Here is a 16,139-nt window from a genome sequence, read left to right on the forward strand (position 1 = left end):
AAAACCATTAATGTTGGCTATTACAGAGATAAGTTTTACCGCTCTAAATGCGCTTGATAATTATTATCATTTATATAGAGTGGAGATAAACGTAATTTCAGTAAGGGTTCAACATATGCTGAACAGTCGCGTGGTTGAAACCACCTCCGGTCGCTCCGCCAGAAAAATCAAACTCTCGCTGATGGGGCCCGCCTTCATCGCCGCTATCGGCTATATCGACCCCGGCAACTTCGCCACCAACATCCAGGCCGGCGCCTCGTTCGGCTACAGTTTGCTGTGGGTCGTGGTCTGGGCCAACGTGATGGCGATGCTGATCCAACTGCTGTCTGCCAAGCTGGGCATCGCCACCGGGAAAAACCTGGCCGAGCATATTCGCGATCGTTTCCCGCGGCCGGCGGTATGGGCCTATTGGGTGCAGGCGGAGATCATCGCCATGGCGACCGATCTGGCCGAATTTATCGGCGCGGCGATCGGCTTCAAGCTGCTGCTCGGCGTGTCCCTGTTGCAGGGCGCGGTGCTGACCGGCATCGCCACCTTTTTAATTTTGATGCTGCAAAAACGCGGGCAAAAGCCGCTGGAACTGGTGATTGGTGGCCTGCTGCTGTTCGTCGCCGCCGCTTATATCGTCGAGTTGGCATTCTCCCAGCCGCAGCTCGCGCCGCTGCTGAAGGGCATGGCGCTGCCCGATCTGCCTAACGGCGATGCGGTATTTCTCGCCGCCGGGGTATTGGGCGCCACCATCATGCCGCACGTGATCTACCTGCATTCGTCGCTCACCCAAATCGGCGGCGAGCACGACAAGGCGGAGCGCTATGCCGCCACCAAAGTCGATGTCGCCGTGGCCATGACCATCGCCGGCTTCGTCAACCTGGCGATGATGGCCACCGCCGCCGCCGCGTTTCATTTCAGCGGCCACAGCGGCATCGCCGATCTCGACGTGGCTTACCTGACGCTGCAACCGCTGCTCGGGCAAGCCGCCGCCACCGTGTTTGGTCTGAGCCTGGTGGCCGCCGGCCTCTCTTCTACCGTCGTGGGCACGCTGGCGGGGCAGGTGGTGATGCAGGGGTTCGTGCATTTCCATATTCCGCTGTGGCTGCGGCGCGCGGTGACCATGCTGCCGTCGTTTATCGTCATCATGCTCGGGATGGACGCGACGCGGATTCTGGTGTTGAGCCAGGTGCTGCTCAGCTTCGGCATTGCGTTGGCGCTGGTGCCGCTGCTGGCTTTCACCGGCAATCGGGCGCTGATGGGGGAGATGGTTAACGGCCCTGTGGTGCAAAACCTGGGCAAGCTGATCGTGCTGGTGGTGGTGGGATTGAACGGCTACCTGCTGATCGGCAGCGTGCTGTAGGCAAAAAAAACGCGGGCCGGCATGGTGCCGGCCCGTCGTCGTTAATCGCGGTCGTCATCGCCGTGGCGGCGCCAGCGATCGCGATCATGATCGTGGTGGTGCTTTTTCTCTTTCTTCCAGTAATGCTTGTCGCAACGGCGGTCGCACTTGTAATAACGGCCATCGCGCGAGTAGTAGTATTTGCGCCAATAGTCGCGGTCGCGCCAGCGATAGCCGTCCCAGTAATAACCACGCGGGCTGCGGTCGCCGAGATAGCGGCCCTGATGGCCTTGCCACCAGTCGCGATCGCGCCAGTCGTAACCGTCCCAGTAACGGCCGCGATTGTCCTGATCGCCGATGCGCAATGAAACGCCCGGCATCAGATCGATGCTGAGCCCTTCGGCGTGAGCCTGCTGTGCGGCGGGCAGCACCGTCGCCGCCAAGATGGCGGCCAAGAGCAGAGGTTTAAACATGACTTCTCCTTTCCGCTTGCGCGGCCTGGCCGTTGATCACTTTATGAAGCGCGTTCATCAGTTTAAAAAGCGGCCTTATCGTTATTTTTGCTGCAATATCGGCATCATAGCGCCGGCGCATAGGGTTGAATCTGAGAGCCATTCTGAAAACGGTGCGGGAGTTCAAGATTTGAGATTTTTCTGGAGTATCGCCGCTCGATTGAGCGGCGGAATTTGTAAACGATTACAATAAGATTTTCTCGATCTGCGCGAGTTCTTCTTCACTGAAGTGACGATTGGCCAGCATGCCCACCGCGTCTTCTATCTGCGCATTCTTGCTGGCGCCGATCAGCACCGAGGTAACGCGATCGCCGCGCAGCACCCAGGCCAGCGCCATCTGCGACAGCTTCTGCCCGCGTTGCCGCGCCAGCGCATCGAGGCGGCGCACCTTGTCCAGCCGCTCGTCGGTCAGTTGCTCCGGCTGCAGGAAGCGGCTGCCGCTGGCGGCGCGGGAATCTTGCGGAACGCCGTGCAGGTAGCGGTCGGTCAGCAGGCCGCCCGCCAGCGGCGAGAAGGCGATCGACCCCACGCCATGCTCCGCCAATGTATCCAGCAATCCCGCCTCCGGCGTGCGTTCCAACATCGAATACTTGGGCTGGTGGATCACGCACGGCGTACCGAGCCGCTGCAGAATGTCGAACGCCTGCCGCGCGCGCTCGGCCGGGTAGTTGGACAGGCCGACATACAGCGCTTTGCCCTGGCGCACCAACAAATCCAGCGCCGCCATGGTTTCTTCCAGCGGCGTATCCGGATCCGGCCGGTGGTGATAAAAGATATCCACATACTCCAACCCCATGCGCTTCAGGCTCTGATCGAGGCTGGCGACCAGGTACTTTTTCGAACCCCAGTCACCATAGGGGCCGGGCCACATGGTGTAACCGGCTTTGGATGAGACGATCAGCTCATCGCGCCAGGCCCGCAGATCGGCGTTGAGAATGCGGCCAAAGTTCTCCTCGGCGGCGCCGGGCGGTGGGCCGTAGTTGTTGGCCAAATCGAAATGGGTTATGCCGCGATCGAAGGCGCAGCGGATCAGGCCGCGGGCGTTGTCGTACAGCGTGGCGTCGCCGAAGTTGTGCCACAGCCCGAGCGAGACGGCGGGCAGCTTCAGCCCGCTGCGGCCACAGCGCCGGTATTCCATATCTTGATAACGCGTAGGAGAGGCTTGGTAGGACATAGTTATCCTTGTCGGCGAGAGGTGAAGTGCTTTGAGTGTATACGTTTCCACACCGTGCTGCCGGGGGAGCGATCACAGCGCCGGCATGTAACGCCAGGTTGCCGATCGATGCAGAAGCATTTGTTCGAAATTTGAACGGCATCTTCGATACTTAAGATAATCGCTCCAGTGCAGACAGGTGATGATCATGACTCAGACCTATACGGTGGCCGATTATCTGCTCGATCGTCTGGCCCAAATCGGCATCCGTCATTTCTTCGGTGTGCCGGGGGATTACAACCTGCAATTCCTCGACCACGTCCTCGCTCATCCGCAAATCACCTGGGTAGGCTGCGCCAACGAGCTGAACGCCGCCTACGCCGCCGACGGCTATGCGCGCTGCAAACCGGCGGCGGCGCTGCTCACCACCTTTGGCGTGGGGGAACTGAGCGCGTTGAATGGGGTGGCCGGCAGCTACGCCGAATACCTGCCGGTGATCCACGTGGTCGGCACGCCGGCGCAGCGAGCCCAGCGCGCCGGTGATTTGCTGCACCATTCATTGGGGGATGGCGACTTTACCCACTTCGCCCGGATAGCCAAAGAGGTGACCGTCGCACAGGCTAACCTGACCGCCGATAACGCCGCCGTGGAGATAGACCGCCTGATGGGCGTCGCCTTGCTGGAACATCGCCCGGTTTACCTGATGTTGCCCAGCGACGTCGCACAAGCGCCGCTGTCGGCCAAACCGGCGCCGTTGATGTTGCGTCAGGCCAGACTGTCGCGCAGCGCATTGCAGGCATTTATCGCCGCAGCGCGCGAAAAGCTGCTGTCGGCGCGGCGGGTATCGCTGCTGGCGGACTTCCTGGCCGATCGCTTCGGCGCCGAAGCGGCGCTGGACGAGTGGATGCAGGAGGTCGACATTCCGCATGCTACGCTGCTGCTCGGCAAAGGCGTGCTGGATGAGAACCGAGCCGGATTTGTCGGGACTTACTGCGGCGGCGCCAGCGATCCGGCGGTGAAACAGCTTATCGAAAACGCCGATGTGGTGATCAACGTCGGCGTGCGTTTGACCGACACCATCACTGCCGGTTTCACGCATCATTTGCCGGTGGAAAAATGCATCGATATTCAGCCGTTCGAAGCCTGGGTTGGGCGGCAGCGCTTTAGCCGCATTCCAATGCGCGAGGCGGTGCAGGCGCTGCACCGCCTGAGCCTGTCGCTGGCGTCACGCTGGCCGTTGCCGCCGATCGTCCGCCCAACGCTGCCGGAAGCCGATGGGGAAGGGCTGGTTCAGCACGCCTTCTGGCGGCAGATACAGGATTTCCTGCGGCCCGGGGATATCGTGCTGGCCGATCAGGGCACCGCCTGTTTCGGCGCGGCGGCGCTGACGTTGCCGCGTGGCTGCCGCCTGATCGTGCAGGCGCTCTGGGGATCGATCGGCTATACCCTGCCGGCGACGTTTGGCGTACAGATCGCCGAACCGCAGCGGCGGGCAGTATTGCTGATCGGCGACGGCGCCGCGCAGCTGACCGTACAGGAATTGGGATCGATGCTGCGCGACGGGCTTAAGCCGGTGATCTTCGTGCTGAATAATCAGGGCTACACGATCGAGCGTGCGATCCACGGGCCGGAGCAAAGTTATAACGACATCGCGCACTGGAACTGGACGCAGTTGCCGCCGGCGCTGGCCGGTGAGCGGCCGGTGAAGGCGTTGCGGGTTAGCGATCCGGACGGATTGCGCCAGGCGCTGCGTGAGGTAGCGGACGATGATCGGCTGGCCTTTATTGAAGTGATGCTGCCGAAGATGGACATGCCGGAACTGCTCGATACCGTCTCACGCGCCATTCAGGCACGCAACGCCGCCGCTTAAGGCAGGGTATCGCCCAGCAGGCGCTCCAGCATCCAGAACCCCGCCGGGCCCGGCGGGGTCAGTTTGGACCATACCGCATCCACCGAAATCAGTTTTGGCCAGCCGCGCGGGCGCAGCTGGGTGAGTCTGCCGTGGCCGTATTGCTGCACCAGCCAGTGCGGCAACACCGCCCAACCGAATCCTTGTTCCGCCATCTCCAGCAACAGCAGATAGCTGGGCGCCGACCAGACCAGGCCACCCTGTCTGGCCGCTTCGGCGCCGGTGTAGGTATTCAGGATCAGCTGGCGGGTGCTGGACAACTGCTCCGGCGTCGGCGCGGCGACCTGCGCCAGCGGATGCTGATGGGCGACGAACAGCCCCATTTCGGTCTGCTCAGGCAGCCGGGAGAAGGCGATATCCGGCGGATAACTTTTTTGCACTTCCACCATGCCCAAATGCGCGCGGCCGCTTTGCAGCAGATCGATAACGTCGCCTTCCTCGGCGATCATCCATTCCAGCTCAATTTCCGGGTAGCGCTGTTCGAACAGTTGCATCAACCGATCGTGATGTTTGGGCTGGTAGGTATCGGAAAACACCATGCTCAGGCGCGGTTCAACCTCGCCCGCCAGTTGAATGCTCAGGGCGTCGAGCCGTTCGCTGGCCGCGAGGATCGCCTGTACATGCCCCAGCACTTTGCGGCCGGCGGCGGTGAGCACCGGCTGGCGCGCACTGCGATCGAACAGCGTCAATGCCAGGTCGGCCTCCAGATTGGCGATGGCGGTGCTGACGGTGGATTGGCTTTTACGCAGCTTGCGCGCGGCGGCGGAAAATGAGCCGAGGGCGGCGGCTTCCACGAACGCCTGTAACGCTTCCGGTGAATAGTGCATATGTATCTACTTTATCGATGGAACCTATTTTTAATCTACCCAAAAAAACGATGATAATCACCTGGCTTTCGCAACAACTGTTGAAAAAAAGGTGATGTATGCAACTGCAAAACAAGTCTCTCATTGAACGTATCGTCCACGCCGTCGGTTTCGAGGCCATCGCCGTGATGGTTTGCGCCCCGCTGGGCGCGTGGTTGTTGAACCGCTCAATGGTGCAGGTCGGTGCGTTGGCGGTGATGCTCTCCACCGTCGCGATGCTGTGGAACATGGTTTATAACACGGTGTTCGACCGCCTGTGGCCGGTCAGCCGGGTGGTGCGTAACCTGAAAGTGCGTGCGCTGCACGCCGTCGGCTTTGAAGCCGGTTTTATCCTGATCGGCGTGCCGATCGCCGCCTGGATGCTGAGCATTTCCTGGGCGCAGGCGTTTATGCTGGAAATCGGTTTCTTCCTGTTCTTCCTGCCGTACACCATGGCCTATAACTGGCTGTACGACACGCTGCGCCAGCGCTGGTTCGAAGCGCGCCAGCCGATCAACTCCGGCGCCAAATAAGGCGTCGTCAGCCCGGCGATTCTCAGGTAATGTCAGAGGATCGTCGGAAATGCTGAGGAACGAAGGATGAAAGTGTTGGGTTTGCTGGGCGGCATGAGTTGGGAATCCACCATTCCGTATTACCGCACCATCAACGAGCAGGTAAAGGCGCGCCTCGGCGGGCTACATTCGGCCAAAATCGTGCTCTACAGCGTCGATTTTCAGGAGGTTGAACGCTTGCAGCACCAGGGCGATTGGGACGGCGCCGGCCGGCTGCTGGCCGCCGCCGCGGTGGCTTTGCGCGCCGCCGGCGCCGAAGCTATCGTGATCTGCACCAACACCATGCACAAGGTGGCGGAGGCGGTCGAGCAGGCCAGCGGCCTGCCGTTGATTCACATCGCCGACGCCACGGCGCTGCAGGTGCGGGAAAAAAACATTCGCCGCGTCGGGCTGCTGGGCACGCGCTTTACCATGGAGCAGACCTTCTATCGCGGCCGCCTGCAGGAATTGCACGGCATCGACGTGGTGACGCCGGTCAGCGCCGATCGCGACATCGTACACCGCATCATCTATGATGAACTGTGCCTCGGTAACATTCGCGACGCCTCGCGCGATGAGTATCGCCGGATCATCAGCGATCTGGAGCAGCAGGGAGCGCAGGGGATTATTTTCGGCTGCACCGAGATAGGCTTGCTGGTGAGCGAGCGGGATGCGTCGGTGCCGGTGTTCGACACCACCGCGATCCACGCCCGCGCCGCTGCGGCGTTCGCGCTGGCCTAATCGTCGTGCGGCGGTTGCCGGCGGTTCACCAGCATCAGCGGTTTGCCCGCCAGCGTCAGCCAGGCGGGCAGCATCACGATGCACAGCACCGGCAGCAGGTGCAGATCCGGCACTACCGCTACCGCCATGAACAGGCTGAGCCAGCCGTCGCGCGTGACCACCAGCACCAGCCCCATGATGGCGCAGGAGACGGTGATCGCTGCCGGCACCGCCGGAACGTGCTGGTGCAGCATCAGCCCCAGCGCCACGCCGACGAACACTGCCGGGAAGATGCGCCCGCCGCGAAAGCCGCTGGCGGCGGCGATCACCAGCGCTGCCAGCTTGGACAGGGTAATGGTCAACAGCGCGGGCACCGAATAGCTGCCGTCTGCCGCGAGGCGCTTCATTTCATCCAACCCATTGAACAGGGTAATCTCTCCGCCCACCAGCGCCAGCAGGCCCAGTACAAAGCCCCCCAGTCCTAGCATCAACACCGGATTCTTCATCGAATGGAACAGGCGGTGAACGTGCGGGAAGCACCACAGCGCCACCATGCCGAGCGCGATGGCGATCAGCGCCACAATGGCGCCGCTGAAGATGTCCGGCAGCCGCGTCACGTCATAGGCGTCGAGCTGCAGGGCGAAGTTGGGCACGAAGAATATCTGGGTGGTGACCGCGCCGGCAGCGGCGGCCACCAGCGGGGCGAACAGCCGATCCCACAACGGCGTTTCGTTATTGCCTGCCAGGGTTTGCGAGAAGATCAGCGCGGCGGCGACCGGTGTGCCGAACATCGCGCCGATGGTGCCCGCCGCCGCCAGGATAATCCAGTCCATGCGCGGCACTTTCGGCAGCAGGCGAGCCCCAGCCGCCGCTACCAGCGCGATATTGATGGCGGTGATCGGGTTTTCCGGCCCCAGGCTGACGCCGCCGGCCAGGCCGACGATCAGCGCCAACCCCAGCCCCGGCAGGGCGGAGAGCGGCAGGGGCATGCCGATCAGCGATTCCGTCGCCGGATCCGGCCCGGCATGGCCCGGCATATAGCGCACGATAAGGCCAACCGTCACACCGGTCAGCGTCAGCATCGCGACCGGCCACCAGGGCGACTGGGCGTCCAGGCTCAGCGCATCGGGCAGCGTTACCCACAGTAACTGCTGCAGTGCGGCGGCGATTTTCATCACCAACAACAGCACCAGACTGGAGGCGGAACCGATAATCAGCGCAGGCAAAGCAAAGGCCAACATGGCATTGGCGCGCGGATGCAGCATGGATAATCCCTTGTCGATGCCTCCCGGCAGGGCAGGGAGAGCGGGTGGTTGGACAGTGGCCACAGCTTGCCAGACTATCGGCGCGCAGGCACGCATTGATATTGCCCGGCGTCGATGACGGTTAACAGTCGCCGAGGGGCGTTTTTTGCCGCAATTTGTTTCAAAGCGCGGCGTCGCGGGCCAGCTGAAACGTTTTTTGTGATCCGGATCGCTATTGGGGTGCAGATACGAGGCGGGTGATTGTTGTTTTTGCAGCAGGATTTTACAGTGTGGGCAGCGTTTTATTTTTCATTTTGCGGAGACGAAATCAATGACCTATGCCCTCGTGGGTGATGTTGGCGGCACCAATGCCCGCCTGGCGTTGTGCACTGTTGCGACGGGTGAGATTACCCAGGCGAAAACCTATTCCGGCCTGGAGTTCGACAGCCTGGAGGCGGTGATCCGCCACTACCTGAAAGCGTGCGATATCGAGGTGCAGGACGCCTGTATCGCGATCGCCTGCCCGGTGACCGAAGACTGGGTGGCGATGACCAACCACAGCTGGGCGTTCTCGATCAAAGAAATGAAGGCCAGCCTGGGGCTGAGCCATCTGGAAGTGATCAACGATTTCACCGCCGTATCGATGGCGATCCCGATGCTCTCGCCGGAAGACGTGCTGCAGTTTGGCGGCGGCGATGCGCAACCGGGCAAGCCGATCGCGGTGTACGGCGCCGGCACCGGGCTGGGCGTCGCCCACCTGGTGCACGTCGATCGCCGCTGGGTCAGCCTGCCGGGCGAGGGCGGCCATGTCGATTTCGCGCCGAACAGCGAAGAAGAGGACATTATTCTGGAGGTGCTGCGCGGTGAAGTGGGGCACGTTTCCGCCGAGCGCGTGCTGTCCGGGCCGGGCCTGGTCAACCTGTATCGCGCTATCGTCAAGGCGGACAATCGCCTGCCGGAGAAATGGGAGCCGAAGGACATCACCGAGCGGGCGCTGGCTGACAGCTGCATCGATTGCCGCCGCGCGCTGTCGCTGTTTTGCGTGATCATGGGGCGCTTCGGCGGTAACCTGGCGTTGAATCTGGGCACCTTCGGCGGCGTGTACATCGCCGGCGGCATCGTGCCGCGCTTTATGGAATTCTTCAAAGCCTCGGGCTTCCGCGCCGCTTTCGAAGACAAGGGGCGCTTCCGCGACTATGTGCGCGAAATCCCGGTATTCATGATAACCCATGGCCAACCGGGCCTGTTGGGGGCCGGCGCGCATCTGCGCCAGACGCTGGGCATGCATCTGTAAGCTCAGTGGCGGGGCAATAAAAAAGGGGCGCAACCCGCAGGTTGCGCCCCTTGTCGTTTCCGCGGGGTATCAGGCTTTGGCCAGCTCCGCCGTCTGGGCGGTTTCCGCCGTTTCCGCTTCCACCGCTTTCGGCGCTTTGATGAACAGCGTAATCAGCAGAGAGGCGGCGGACAGGACGCCAATCACCATGAAGGTGGCGTGGAAGCCGCCGAAGTATTTGGCGACGAACGAACCGGCCAGCGCGCCCAGGCCGAAACCCTGGTAGATGATGCCGTAGTTCTTGCTGTGGTTTTTCAGGCCGAAGAAGTCGCCGACAATCGCCGGGAACACGGTGATGTTACCGCCGAAGCAGAAGGCCACCGCACCGACGCAGATGAAGAACAGCGTGTGGTTCAGAGTCATGAAGCTCAGGGCGACAATCGCCAGCACGGTAACCAGCATGGTGAAGCTGATGACGCGCATGCGGCCCACTTTATCGGACAGCGTACCCAGGATGATGCGGCCGGCGGTGTTGAAGATGGCGACGGCGGACACGGTGTTGGCGGCGGTGGCCAAATCCATCCCGGCCAGTTGAACGCCCATGTCTTTCACGATGCCAATCAGGTACAGACCGCTCATGCAGGCAGCGAAGAAGATGGTGAACAGCAGGTAGGCTTCTTTGGTGGCCAGCATCTGACGCACGCTGTAGTCGTTGCCCAGACCGTTGGCGCCTTGCTGCGCGGCGTTGGTCGCCAGCACCGGCTCTTTCAGCAACAGGGAGCCGACGACGATCAGACCCATCACGATGGCACCCCAGTAGAAGAAGGCGCCGGAAACGCCGACGTCGGCGATCAGGGCGGCGTTGACGTATTTGAACAGCAGGCTGCCGCTGCCGAAGGCGCCGACGGAGATGCCGGAAATCAGGCCTTTGTTGGCGGGGAACCACTTAATCAGGTTGGACAGGGTGGAGATGTAGGCGATACCGACCGCAAAGCCCACCACCACGCCGGCCAGCAGGTAGATCATGTCGAGCGAGCTGACGTGGGCGCTGGCGATGAGACCCAGGCCGACCAGGATGCCGGAACACAGCGTCAGATTGCGGATGCCGAAGCGTTCTTGCAGCTTGCCGGCGAACAGCGTGGCGAAGGCCAGGAAGAAGCTGGTGATGGAGAAGGTGGTGGCAACGTCCGCCAGCCCCCAGTGGAACTTGTCGACCAGCGGCTGGTTGAACAGGCTCCAGGTGTAGATGGTGCCCAGACCCATCTGGCAGATGATGGTGCCGAGAACGACTAAGCTGCGATTTGCCGGTTTGGTGTTCATGGCCGGTCTCCTTCCTGTGTGTGCGTTGCCGGGCGTGAGCCGCTGGCTGAAATTTGCGGGGTGAATCTGTGTTCCCGCGGTATGGGCTTATTATATGGCCGGCACCCCCGGCGGGCGGCGGATCGGGAATGAGTTGCACGACGGAAGGAATGAAATGCATGTTATGCGGCGTGAGTTGCCGTTTTTGCGCCGAAAAGCGCGTGAAATGCCGGGGGTGATACGTGATCTACATCAAAGATATCAACGATTTATTGTTAATCGGCGGTGAACGATTGTGGTGAAATTGTGAAGGATGCGTCTGAAAGGCGTAAATCGGCATTGCGCCTATAGAGCGGCGATGAGCGCGGGACTATGTTATCTGCGATCGGACGAGGTCCGCTCTGCAGGAGTCCATGAAATGAAAAAAACGCTGTTGTTACTGGCCGCGCTGCTGGCGCTGCCGCTGGCGAGCCAGGCCGACGTGTCCATCGGCGTGAACGTGCCGGGCCTGTCGTTGCATATCGGCGATCGCGACAATCGCGGCCACTACTGGGACGGCTATCGCTGGCGCGATCCGCGCTGGTGGGCCGATCACCACCGGTATGAACGCCCGCGCGGGTACTACTACGGCCCGCCGCCACGGGTGATTTACTACGGGCCACCGCCGCGCGACTGGCGCGACCGGCCGCATTACCGTATGCCGCCACCGCCGCCGCCCGGCTATTACTACCGTCCAGGCCCGCGCTGGTAAGTGCTTACAGGCGCATCAGCTGGCGAAACTCTTTCACCTTGCTGCGGCTGACCGGCACTTCAAACTCAAGATCGCTCAGCCGCAGAATGTAGGTATTGTTGAACCAGGGCACGATCTCGCGGATCTTCGCCAGGTTTACGCAGTAAGAGCGGTGGCAGCGGAAGAAGTGCGCTTCCGGCAGCCGGCCGTAAAACTCGGTGATGTTCATCGGCATCACGAACTCTTCCCGGCGGGTATAGACCCGCGTCACCTTTTCATCGGCGGCGGCGTAGTAGATGTCGTTGATGTCGGTAACGATGATCCGCTCGTCTTTGATCAGGTTGATGCTGTGGCTGCCGCGGCTCGGCGCGCTGGTCGGTTCCGCCGCGCCGGCGGGACGCTGATGCAGCGCCTCCAGCTTTTGCAGCATGGTGACGATGCGCGCCTCGTGATAGGGCTTGAGGATATAGTCGAACGCCTCGATCTCGAACGCTTCCACCGCGTGCTCTTTATAGGCGGTGATGAACACGATCGACGGGCGATGCGCAAACTTGCTGATGTTTTGCGCCAGCAGCACGCCGTCCAACGACGGGATGTTGATGTCGAGGAAAATGGCGTCGACCTGGTGGGTTTGCAGGTATTTCAGGACGTCGAGACCGTCCTCGAAGGTGGCGACGATATCGATATTGCTGTGTTTCTTGATCAGGTAGCTGAGTTCTTCCTGCGCGAGGAATTCGTCTTCCACGATGATGGCTTTCATGAGGCCTCCCCGACCGGCGGCGCGCTCGGTTCCTGATGCAGTTTGCCGCCGTTTTTGCTGATGTAGAACGCGATTTCGGTGCCCGGCTCTAGGCGGCGGATATGCAACCCCTCACCGTACAGCAGCGACACGCGGTGATGCACGTTGAGCAGGCCGATATTGTGGCCCGGCATTTCGTTGCGCGCCACCCGGTCGATGGTGTCCTGGTTGATGCCGTTACCGGTATCCTTCACCGAAATTTTCACCCGATCACCCTGATCCTTCACCGCGATCACCACCACCCCTTTCCCCTTACAGGGCTGGATGCCGTGCACGATGGCGTTCTCCACCAGCGGCTGGATCAGCAGGCTCGGAATGCGCACCGAGACATCGTCGTCGATGTCGTAGATCACCGTCAGCTTGGCGCCGAAGCGGGCCTGTTCGATGGCGATATAGTCCTGAATCTGATGTAACTCCTTGCGGATATCGATCAGTTCGTCGTTCAGCTCCAGGTTGTAGCGCAGGTAGCGTGACAGGTTAATGATCAGCTGGCGCGCGGTGTCCGGATTCAGGCGAATAGAGGAAGAGATGGCGTTCAGCGCGTTGAACAGGAAGTGCGGGTTAATCTTGCTCTGCAGCGCGCGCATTTCGGCCTTGTCCGCCATCTGGCGCAGGTGCTCGATGCGGGACACCTCCATCTGCGTGGAGATGATCTGCGACAGCCCGACCGCCATCACCTTCAGCGTGTTGGTGATCTGGTGGGCGTGGCAGTAGTAGATTTTCAGCGCGCCGGTCACTTCGCCTTTTTCCCACAGCGGCACCACCAGCTGCGAATGGATCTGCGGCGCCGCCGGGTTTTCCAGGTTGTTCTTGATGATGATTTTGCCGTGGCGAATGCTTTCGCGGGTGACGCGGCTCAGCCCTTCGCGGCCGATCGGGTAGGCTTCGCGCCCTACGCCGACGTAGGCCAGCACCTGATGGGTATCGGTGATCGCTACCGCGTCGGCGCGGATGTCTTGGCGAATGATATCGCAGATGGTGGCCAGCGATTCGCTGTTGATGTTGCGGAAATAGGGCAGCGTCTTGTGGGCGATATCCAGCGCCAGCTTGGCCTGGCGCGCGGCGATCACTTCTTTCTCATCCTCGACGCTCTGCACCAGCAGCACGATCAGGCCGATGCACACCGTGCCGAGGATCATCGGCAGGGCGATCTGCGACACGATGTCCAGCCCAAGCTCGGTCGGCTTGGCCCACAGCACGATCAGCAGCATGGTGAGGGATTCGCACAGCATGCCGCCGACGATGCCGGCACGCCAGCGCTGCTCTTTTTTCACCTTGAGGTTGATGTAACCGGCGCTGATGCCGGCGATGATGCTGGTGATAAGACAGGGCACCGACGTGATGCCGCCGATATCGATCAGATAGCGGTGCACGCCGGCGACGATGCCGGTGACGATCCCCACCCAGGGGCCGAACAGGATGCCGCCGGCCATGATGGCGATGACGCGCACGTTAACCAGCGATCCTTCGACGTTGATGCCGGAGTAGGTGCTGAACAGCGCGAACAGCGAGAAGATCGCCGTGACGATGCCGAGCTCGAGCGGCGTATGGTCTTCTTTTTGCAGCAGTTGGCGGAACAGCCGGGTGCGGGTCAGGAAAAACAGACAGATCAACATCAGCGCGGCGCGATCAAACACCGCCAACAGCATTTCAAAAAAAGGGTGCACGACGGGTTCTCGCTGCGGCCTACGGATGGCGGCAGTATACCACAGCGAAAGGGGCCCGTGGCGTGCGCCACGGGCGGGGGATCAGCCTATGCCGAGCTGCGCTTTGCCCAGCGGCGTCAGCAGGTCGACGGTGGCGCGGCCGTCGAAATCCACCTCGAAGTCGTCGGGGGCGAAGTCCGGCGGCGTTCTGCCGTCGATAAAGCTCGGCAGCTGGCGCTGCAGATAGGCGTCGTTTTTCGCGCAGCCCGGTGCGGCGGCGATGTACATCACGTTGCTGTCGAACTCGCCGTTATGCTCGTTCTCCACCGCGTGGATCACGTCGCAGTGCCAAAAGACCGTGTCGCCCGGCTCCAGATCGGGAATAGGGGAAATCCCACTTAATAAAAGGGGATGCCACTTTTCTGAGATCGACAGCGCGCGGCCCGGCGCCGCATCGCACAGATCGTCGTCGGCGACGTCGTCCTGCAGCGCGCGCAGCAGCACATAGGCCATGGCGTTGGCGATCGGCACCAGGTTCAGCGTGCCGGCGTTGGTGCGCTGCGGCGTCAGCGCCGTCCAGCCCTGGAAGGTGCGGAACATCGAGCAGACCGCCGGGGAGGCTATCTCACGCACCTCGGTGCGGCCGTCGGCGGCAAAGGGATCGTACTGCTGCCAGTCGCCGGAGAAAACGTGGCGATACACATAGCGGAAGTTTTCGTCCAGCCAGCGCTCGATGGTGCCGCTGTCGACGTGCGGCGACAGGCCCAGCGACGAGGAGTTCGGCGGGCGGCGGCGGGTCCGATCGGCGTAGGTGGCGACGCGGGTCGGATCGAAATGCTGTTTGCCGTTGCTCTCGGTGGCCCACAGGCTGTTGAGGAACACCTGTACCGCATGCATGCGCGCATCCTGCCGCGCCTCGACCTGCGGTTTCGACCAATAGATGCCGTAGATCTGCGGTTTGCTGGCGGCCAGCTTGCCGAAATAGTTGTCTTCAGCGGCGTTTTTCAACCGCTCGACGAAGTTGTTACGCTCAAGGTAGTCGCCGATTTCCCGGTTCCAGTCCTCGGCCTTGGCGCGGGGAAACACGCCGCGAATGGCGCAGGCGCCGCGCTGTTTGATCAGCGCTATTTGCTGTTCGCTGACGCGCTGCTGCAGGATATCTTCCGCGTCGATCTGCGGCACCGGATTGTGGCCGGCGGCCAGCTCGCGGCGGATCTGTTCGACCTGGCCGCGGATGTTCTCTTCCAGCGCCAGAAATACGTCGCGGTAGTTCGGCAATGCCTGGCGCAGCTGGCGTTTGACGTTAACGATCGCCTGCGGAATATCGTCGATGACTAAAGAGGCCATGGTGTTCTCCTGGTGCCGCGTGGATAACGGCGGCGGGCAGTTGTAGGGAATCGGGCAAGACGTTATGGTTTTGTGGTTTTAACGTGAATGATTATCGGCAACCCATCGGGGAAAATAAAGAGATATCTTTCATTCGTAAGTTCCTCTTTTTCGTTTTTCGGAGATTTTATGAAGCTGGTCACTGAATGCCTGATCTTGCAGTCGATAACCGCCGAGGACTGGCCGATGTTTCTGCGCCTTTACCAGGATCCTGATGTGATCCGCTATATCGCCGATCCGCTCAGCGAAGCGGCGATCCGCGAGCGGTTTGAGGCTCGGCTGCCGGCCTGGGACAAACACGGCGAGCAGTGGTTGTGTCTGGTGATGCGTGAGAAGCACAGCGGAGAGGCGGTGGGCATTACCGGTTTTCGCCCGCAGTGGGTGCCGTATCGGCAGGCGGAAGTGGGATACGGGAGTCTGCCTGCCGGGCAGGGCAAGGGCTATGGCAAGGAGTCGCTGCGGGCGGTGCTGGATTTTGCGGTGAACGCCTGCGGCTTTCATAAGCTGACCGCCACCGTGACCGCGGGTAACCTCGCTTCGCGCGGGCTGCTGGAATCGTGCGGCTTTCAGCTGGAAGGCACGCTGCGCGACAACTACCGTCTGGCGGGGCAGTGGTGCGACGACTGGCTGTTCGGGCTATTGGCGGCGGAGTTTCAGGGCGGCAAATAAAAATATCGCGCCGGGTATCGACAAGCTCGTCGGCGCTGCGCTATGTTCGATATTCGGTCAGTTCGCTGGCCAG

At 61.5% G+C, this 16,139-nt stretch carries 16 protein-coding genes; 8 read left to right on the plus strand and 8 right to left on the minus strand.

Going from position 1 to position 16,139, the window contains the following annotated elements:
- Positions 1-115 precede the first annotated feature (115 nt).
- Positions 116-1,351, plus strand: coding sequence for an Nramp family divalent metal transporter (locus FHU12_RS03530; protein ID WP_033635427.1), 1,236 nt, complete (start codon positions 116-118; stop codon positions 1,349-1,351).
- 41 nt (positions 1,352-1,392) lie between these two features.
- On the opposite strand, the gene FHU12_RS03535 is transcribed toward FHU12_RS03530, so the two are convergent.
- Positions 1,393-1,803, minus strand: a complete 411-nt coding sequence (locus FHU12_RS03535; RefSeq protein WP_046687581.1) for a DUF2502 domain-containing protein — start codon at positions 1,801-1,803, stop codon at positions 1,393-1,395.
- Here FHU12_RS03535 and FHU12_RS03540 point away from each other — a divergent pair.
- The gene (locus FHU12_RS03540) at positions 1,802-2,035 is read left to right on the plus strand and encodes a hypothetical protein (RefSeq protein WP_129992796.1); all 234 of its coding nucleotides are present in this window, start codon (positions 1,802-1,804) and stop codon (positions 2,033-2,035) included. The genes FHU12_RS03535 and FHU12_RS03540 overlap by 2 nt on opposite strands.
- Here FHU12_RS03540 and mgrA read toward each other — a convergent pair.
- Positions 2,027-3,016: an L-glyceraldehyde 3-phosphate reductase gene (gene mgrA / locus FHU12_RS03545; protein ID WP_141967447.1), complete on the minus strand. Its 990-nt coding sequence runs from the start codon at positions 3,014-3,016 to the stop codon at positions 2,027-2,029. The two genes, FHU12_RS03540 and mgrA, sit on opposite strands and share 9 nt — an antisense overlap.
- Positions 3,017-3,203: 187 nt before the next feature.
- Between mgrA and FHU12_RS03550 the strand changes: the two genes are divergently transcribed.
- Positions 3,204-4,865 (plus strand): alpha-keto acid decarboxylase family protein, encoded by a 1,662-nt coding sequence (locus FHU12_RS03550; RefSeq protein WP_141967449.1) that lies wholly within the window; start codon positions 3,204-3,206, stop codon positions 4,863-4,865.
- On the opposite strand, the gene FHU12_RS03555 is transcribed toward FHU12_RS03550, so the two are convergent.
- A complete protein-coding gene (locus FHU12_RS03555) occupies positions 4,862-5,731 on the minus strand; it encodes a LysR family transcriptional regulator (RefSeq protein ID WP_016926808.1) in 870 nt (289 codons plus the stop codon). The two genes, FHU12_RS03550 and FHU12_RS03555, sit on opposite strands and share 4 nt — an antisense overlap.
- Before the next feature lie 98 nt (positions 5,732-5,829).
- On the opposite strand from FHU12_RS03555, the gene FHU12_RS03560 reads away from it, so the two are divergent.
- Both FHU12_RS03560 and FHU12_RS03565 read left to right on the plus strand, forming a co-directional pair.
- The gene (locus FHU12_RS03560; protein WP_016926809.1) at positions 5,830-6,282 is read left to right on the plus strand and encodes a multidrug/biocide efflux PACE transporter; all 453 of its coding nucleotides are present in this window, start codon (positions 5,830-5,832) and stop codon (positions 6,280-6,282) included.
- A 66-nt stretch (positions 6,283-6,348) separates the two neighbouring features.
- On the plus strand, positions 6,349-7,041 hold the full coding sequence (locus FHU12_RS03565; RefSeq protein WP_141967451.1) for an aspartate/glutamate racemase family protein: 693 nt from the start codon (positions 6,349-6,351) through the stop codon (positions 7,039-7,041).
- On the opposite strand, the gene FHU12_RS03570 is transcribed toward FHU12_RS03565, so the two are convergent.
- A complete protein-coding gene (locus FHU12_RS03570) occupies positions 7,038-8,285 on the minus strand; it encodes an ion channel protein (RefSeq protein WP_141967453.1) in 1,248 nt (415 codons plus the stop codon). The genes FHU12_RS03565 and FHU12_RS03570 overlap by 4 nt on opposite strands.
- Before the next feature lie 310 nt (positions 8,286-8,595).
- Here FHU12_RS03570 and glk point away from each other — a divergent pair, with 310 nt between their 5' ends.
- A complete protein-coding gene (glk, locus tag FHU12_RS03575) occupies positions 8,596-9,558 on the plus strand; it encodes a glucokinase (protein WP_141967455.1) in 963 nt (320 codons plus the stop codon).
- A 69-nt stretch (positions 9,559-9,627) separates the two neighbouring features.
- On the opposite strand, the gene FHU12_RS03580 is transcribed toward glk, so the two are convergent.
- Entirely contained in the window at positions 9,628-10,857 is a 1,230-nt protein-coding gene (locus tag FHU12_RS03580) for an L-lactate MFS transporter (RefSeq protein WP_141967458.1), read from the minus strand.
- A gap of 397 nt (positions 10,858-11,254) precedes the next feature.
- Between FHU12_RS03580 and FHU12_RS03585 the strand changes: the two genes are divergently transcribed.
- Positions 11,255-11,587 carry a DUF2502 domain-containing protein gene (locus tag FHU12_RS03585; protein ID WP_019453817.1) on the plus strand — a complete coding sequence of 111 codons (333 nt, stop codon included), beginning with the start codon at positions 11,255-11,257 and terminating at the stop codon, positions 11,585-11,587.
- 4 nt (positions 11,588-11,591) lie between these two features.
- Here FHU12_RS03585 and FHU12_RS03590 read toward each other — a convergent pair whose 3' ends face one another.
- The 3 genes from FHU12_RS03590 to FHU12_RS03600 all read right to left on the minus strand — a co-directional run bounded on the left by FHU12_RS03590 (position 11,592) and on the right by FHU12_RS03600 (position 15,358).
- Positions 11,592-12,326 (minus strand): LytR/AlgR family response regulator transcription factor, encoded by a 735-nt coding sequence (locus FHU12_RS03590; protein WP_141967460.1) that lies wholly within the window; start codon positions 12,324-12,326, stop codon positions 11,592-11,594.
- Positions 12,323-14,014, minus strand: a complete 1,692-nt coding sequence (locus FHU12_RS03595) for a sensor histidine kinase (RefSeq protein WP_141972831.1) — start codon at positions 14,012-14,014, stop codon at positions 12,323-12,325. Before FHU12_RS03595 ends, FHU12_RS03590 begins: the two co-directional genes overlap by 4 nt.
- Positions 14,015-14,113: 99 nt before the next feature.
- On the minus strand, positions 14,114-15,358 hold the full coding sequence (locus FHU12_RS03600; RefSeq protein ID WP_141967462.1) for a DUF1479 domain-containing protein: 1,245 nt from the start codon (positions 15,356-15,358) through the stop codon (positions 14,114-14,116).
- 168 nt (positions 15,359-15,526) lie between these two features.
- Here FHU12_RS03600 and FHU12_RS03605 point away from each other — a divergent pair, with 168 nt between their 5' ends.
- Complete coding sequence (locus tag FHU12_RS03605; RefSeq protein WP_141967464.1) at positions 15,527-16,066, plus strand: GNAT family N-acetyltransferase; 540 nt, start codon at positions 15,527-15,529, stop codon at positions 16,064-16,066.
- Positions 16,067-16,139 lie beyond the last annotated feature (73 nt).

The organism is Serratia marcescens (assembly GCF_006715005.1).
Taxonomy (GTDB): domain Bacteria; phylum Pseudomonadota; class Gammaproteobacteria; order Enterobacterales; family Enterobacteriaceae; genus Serratia; species Serratia montpellierensis.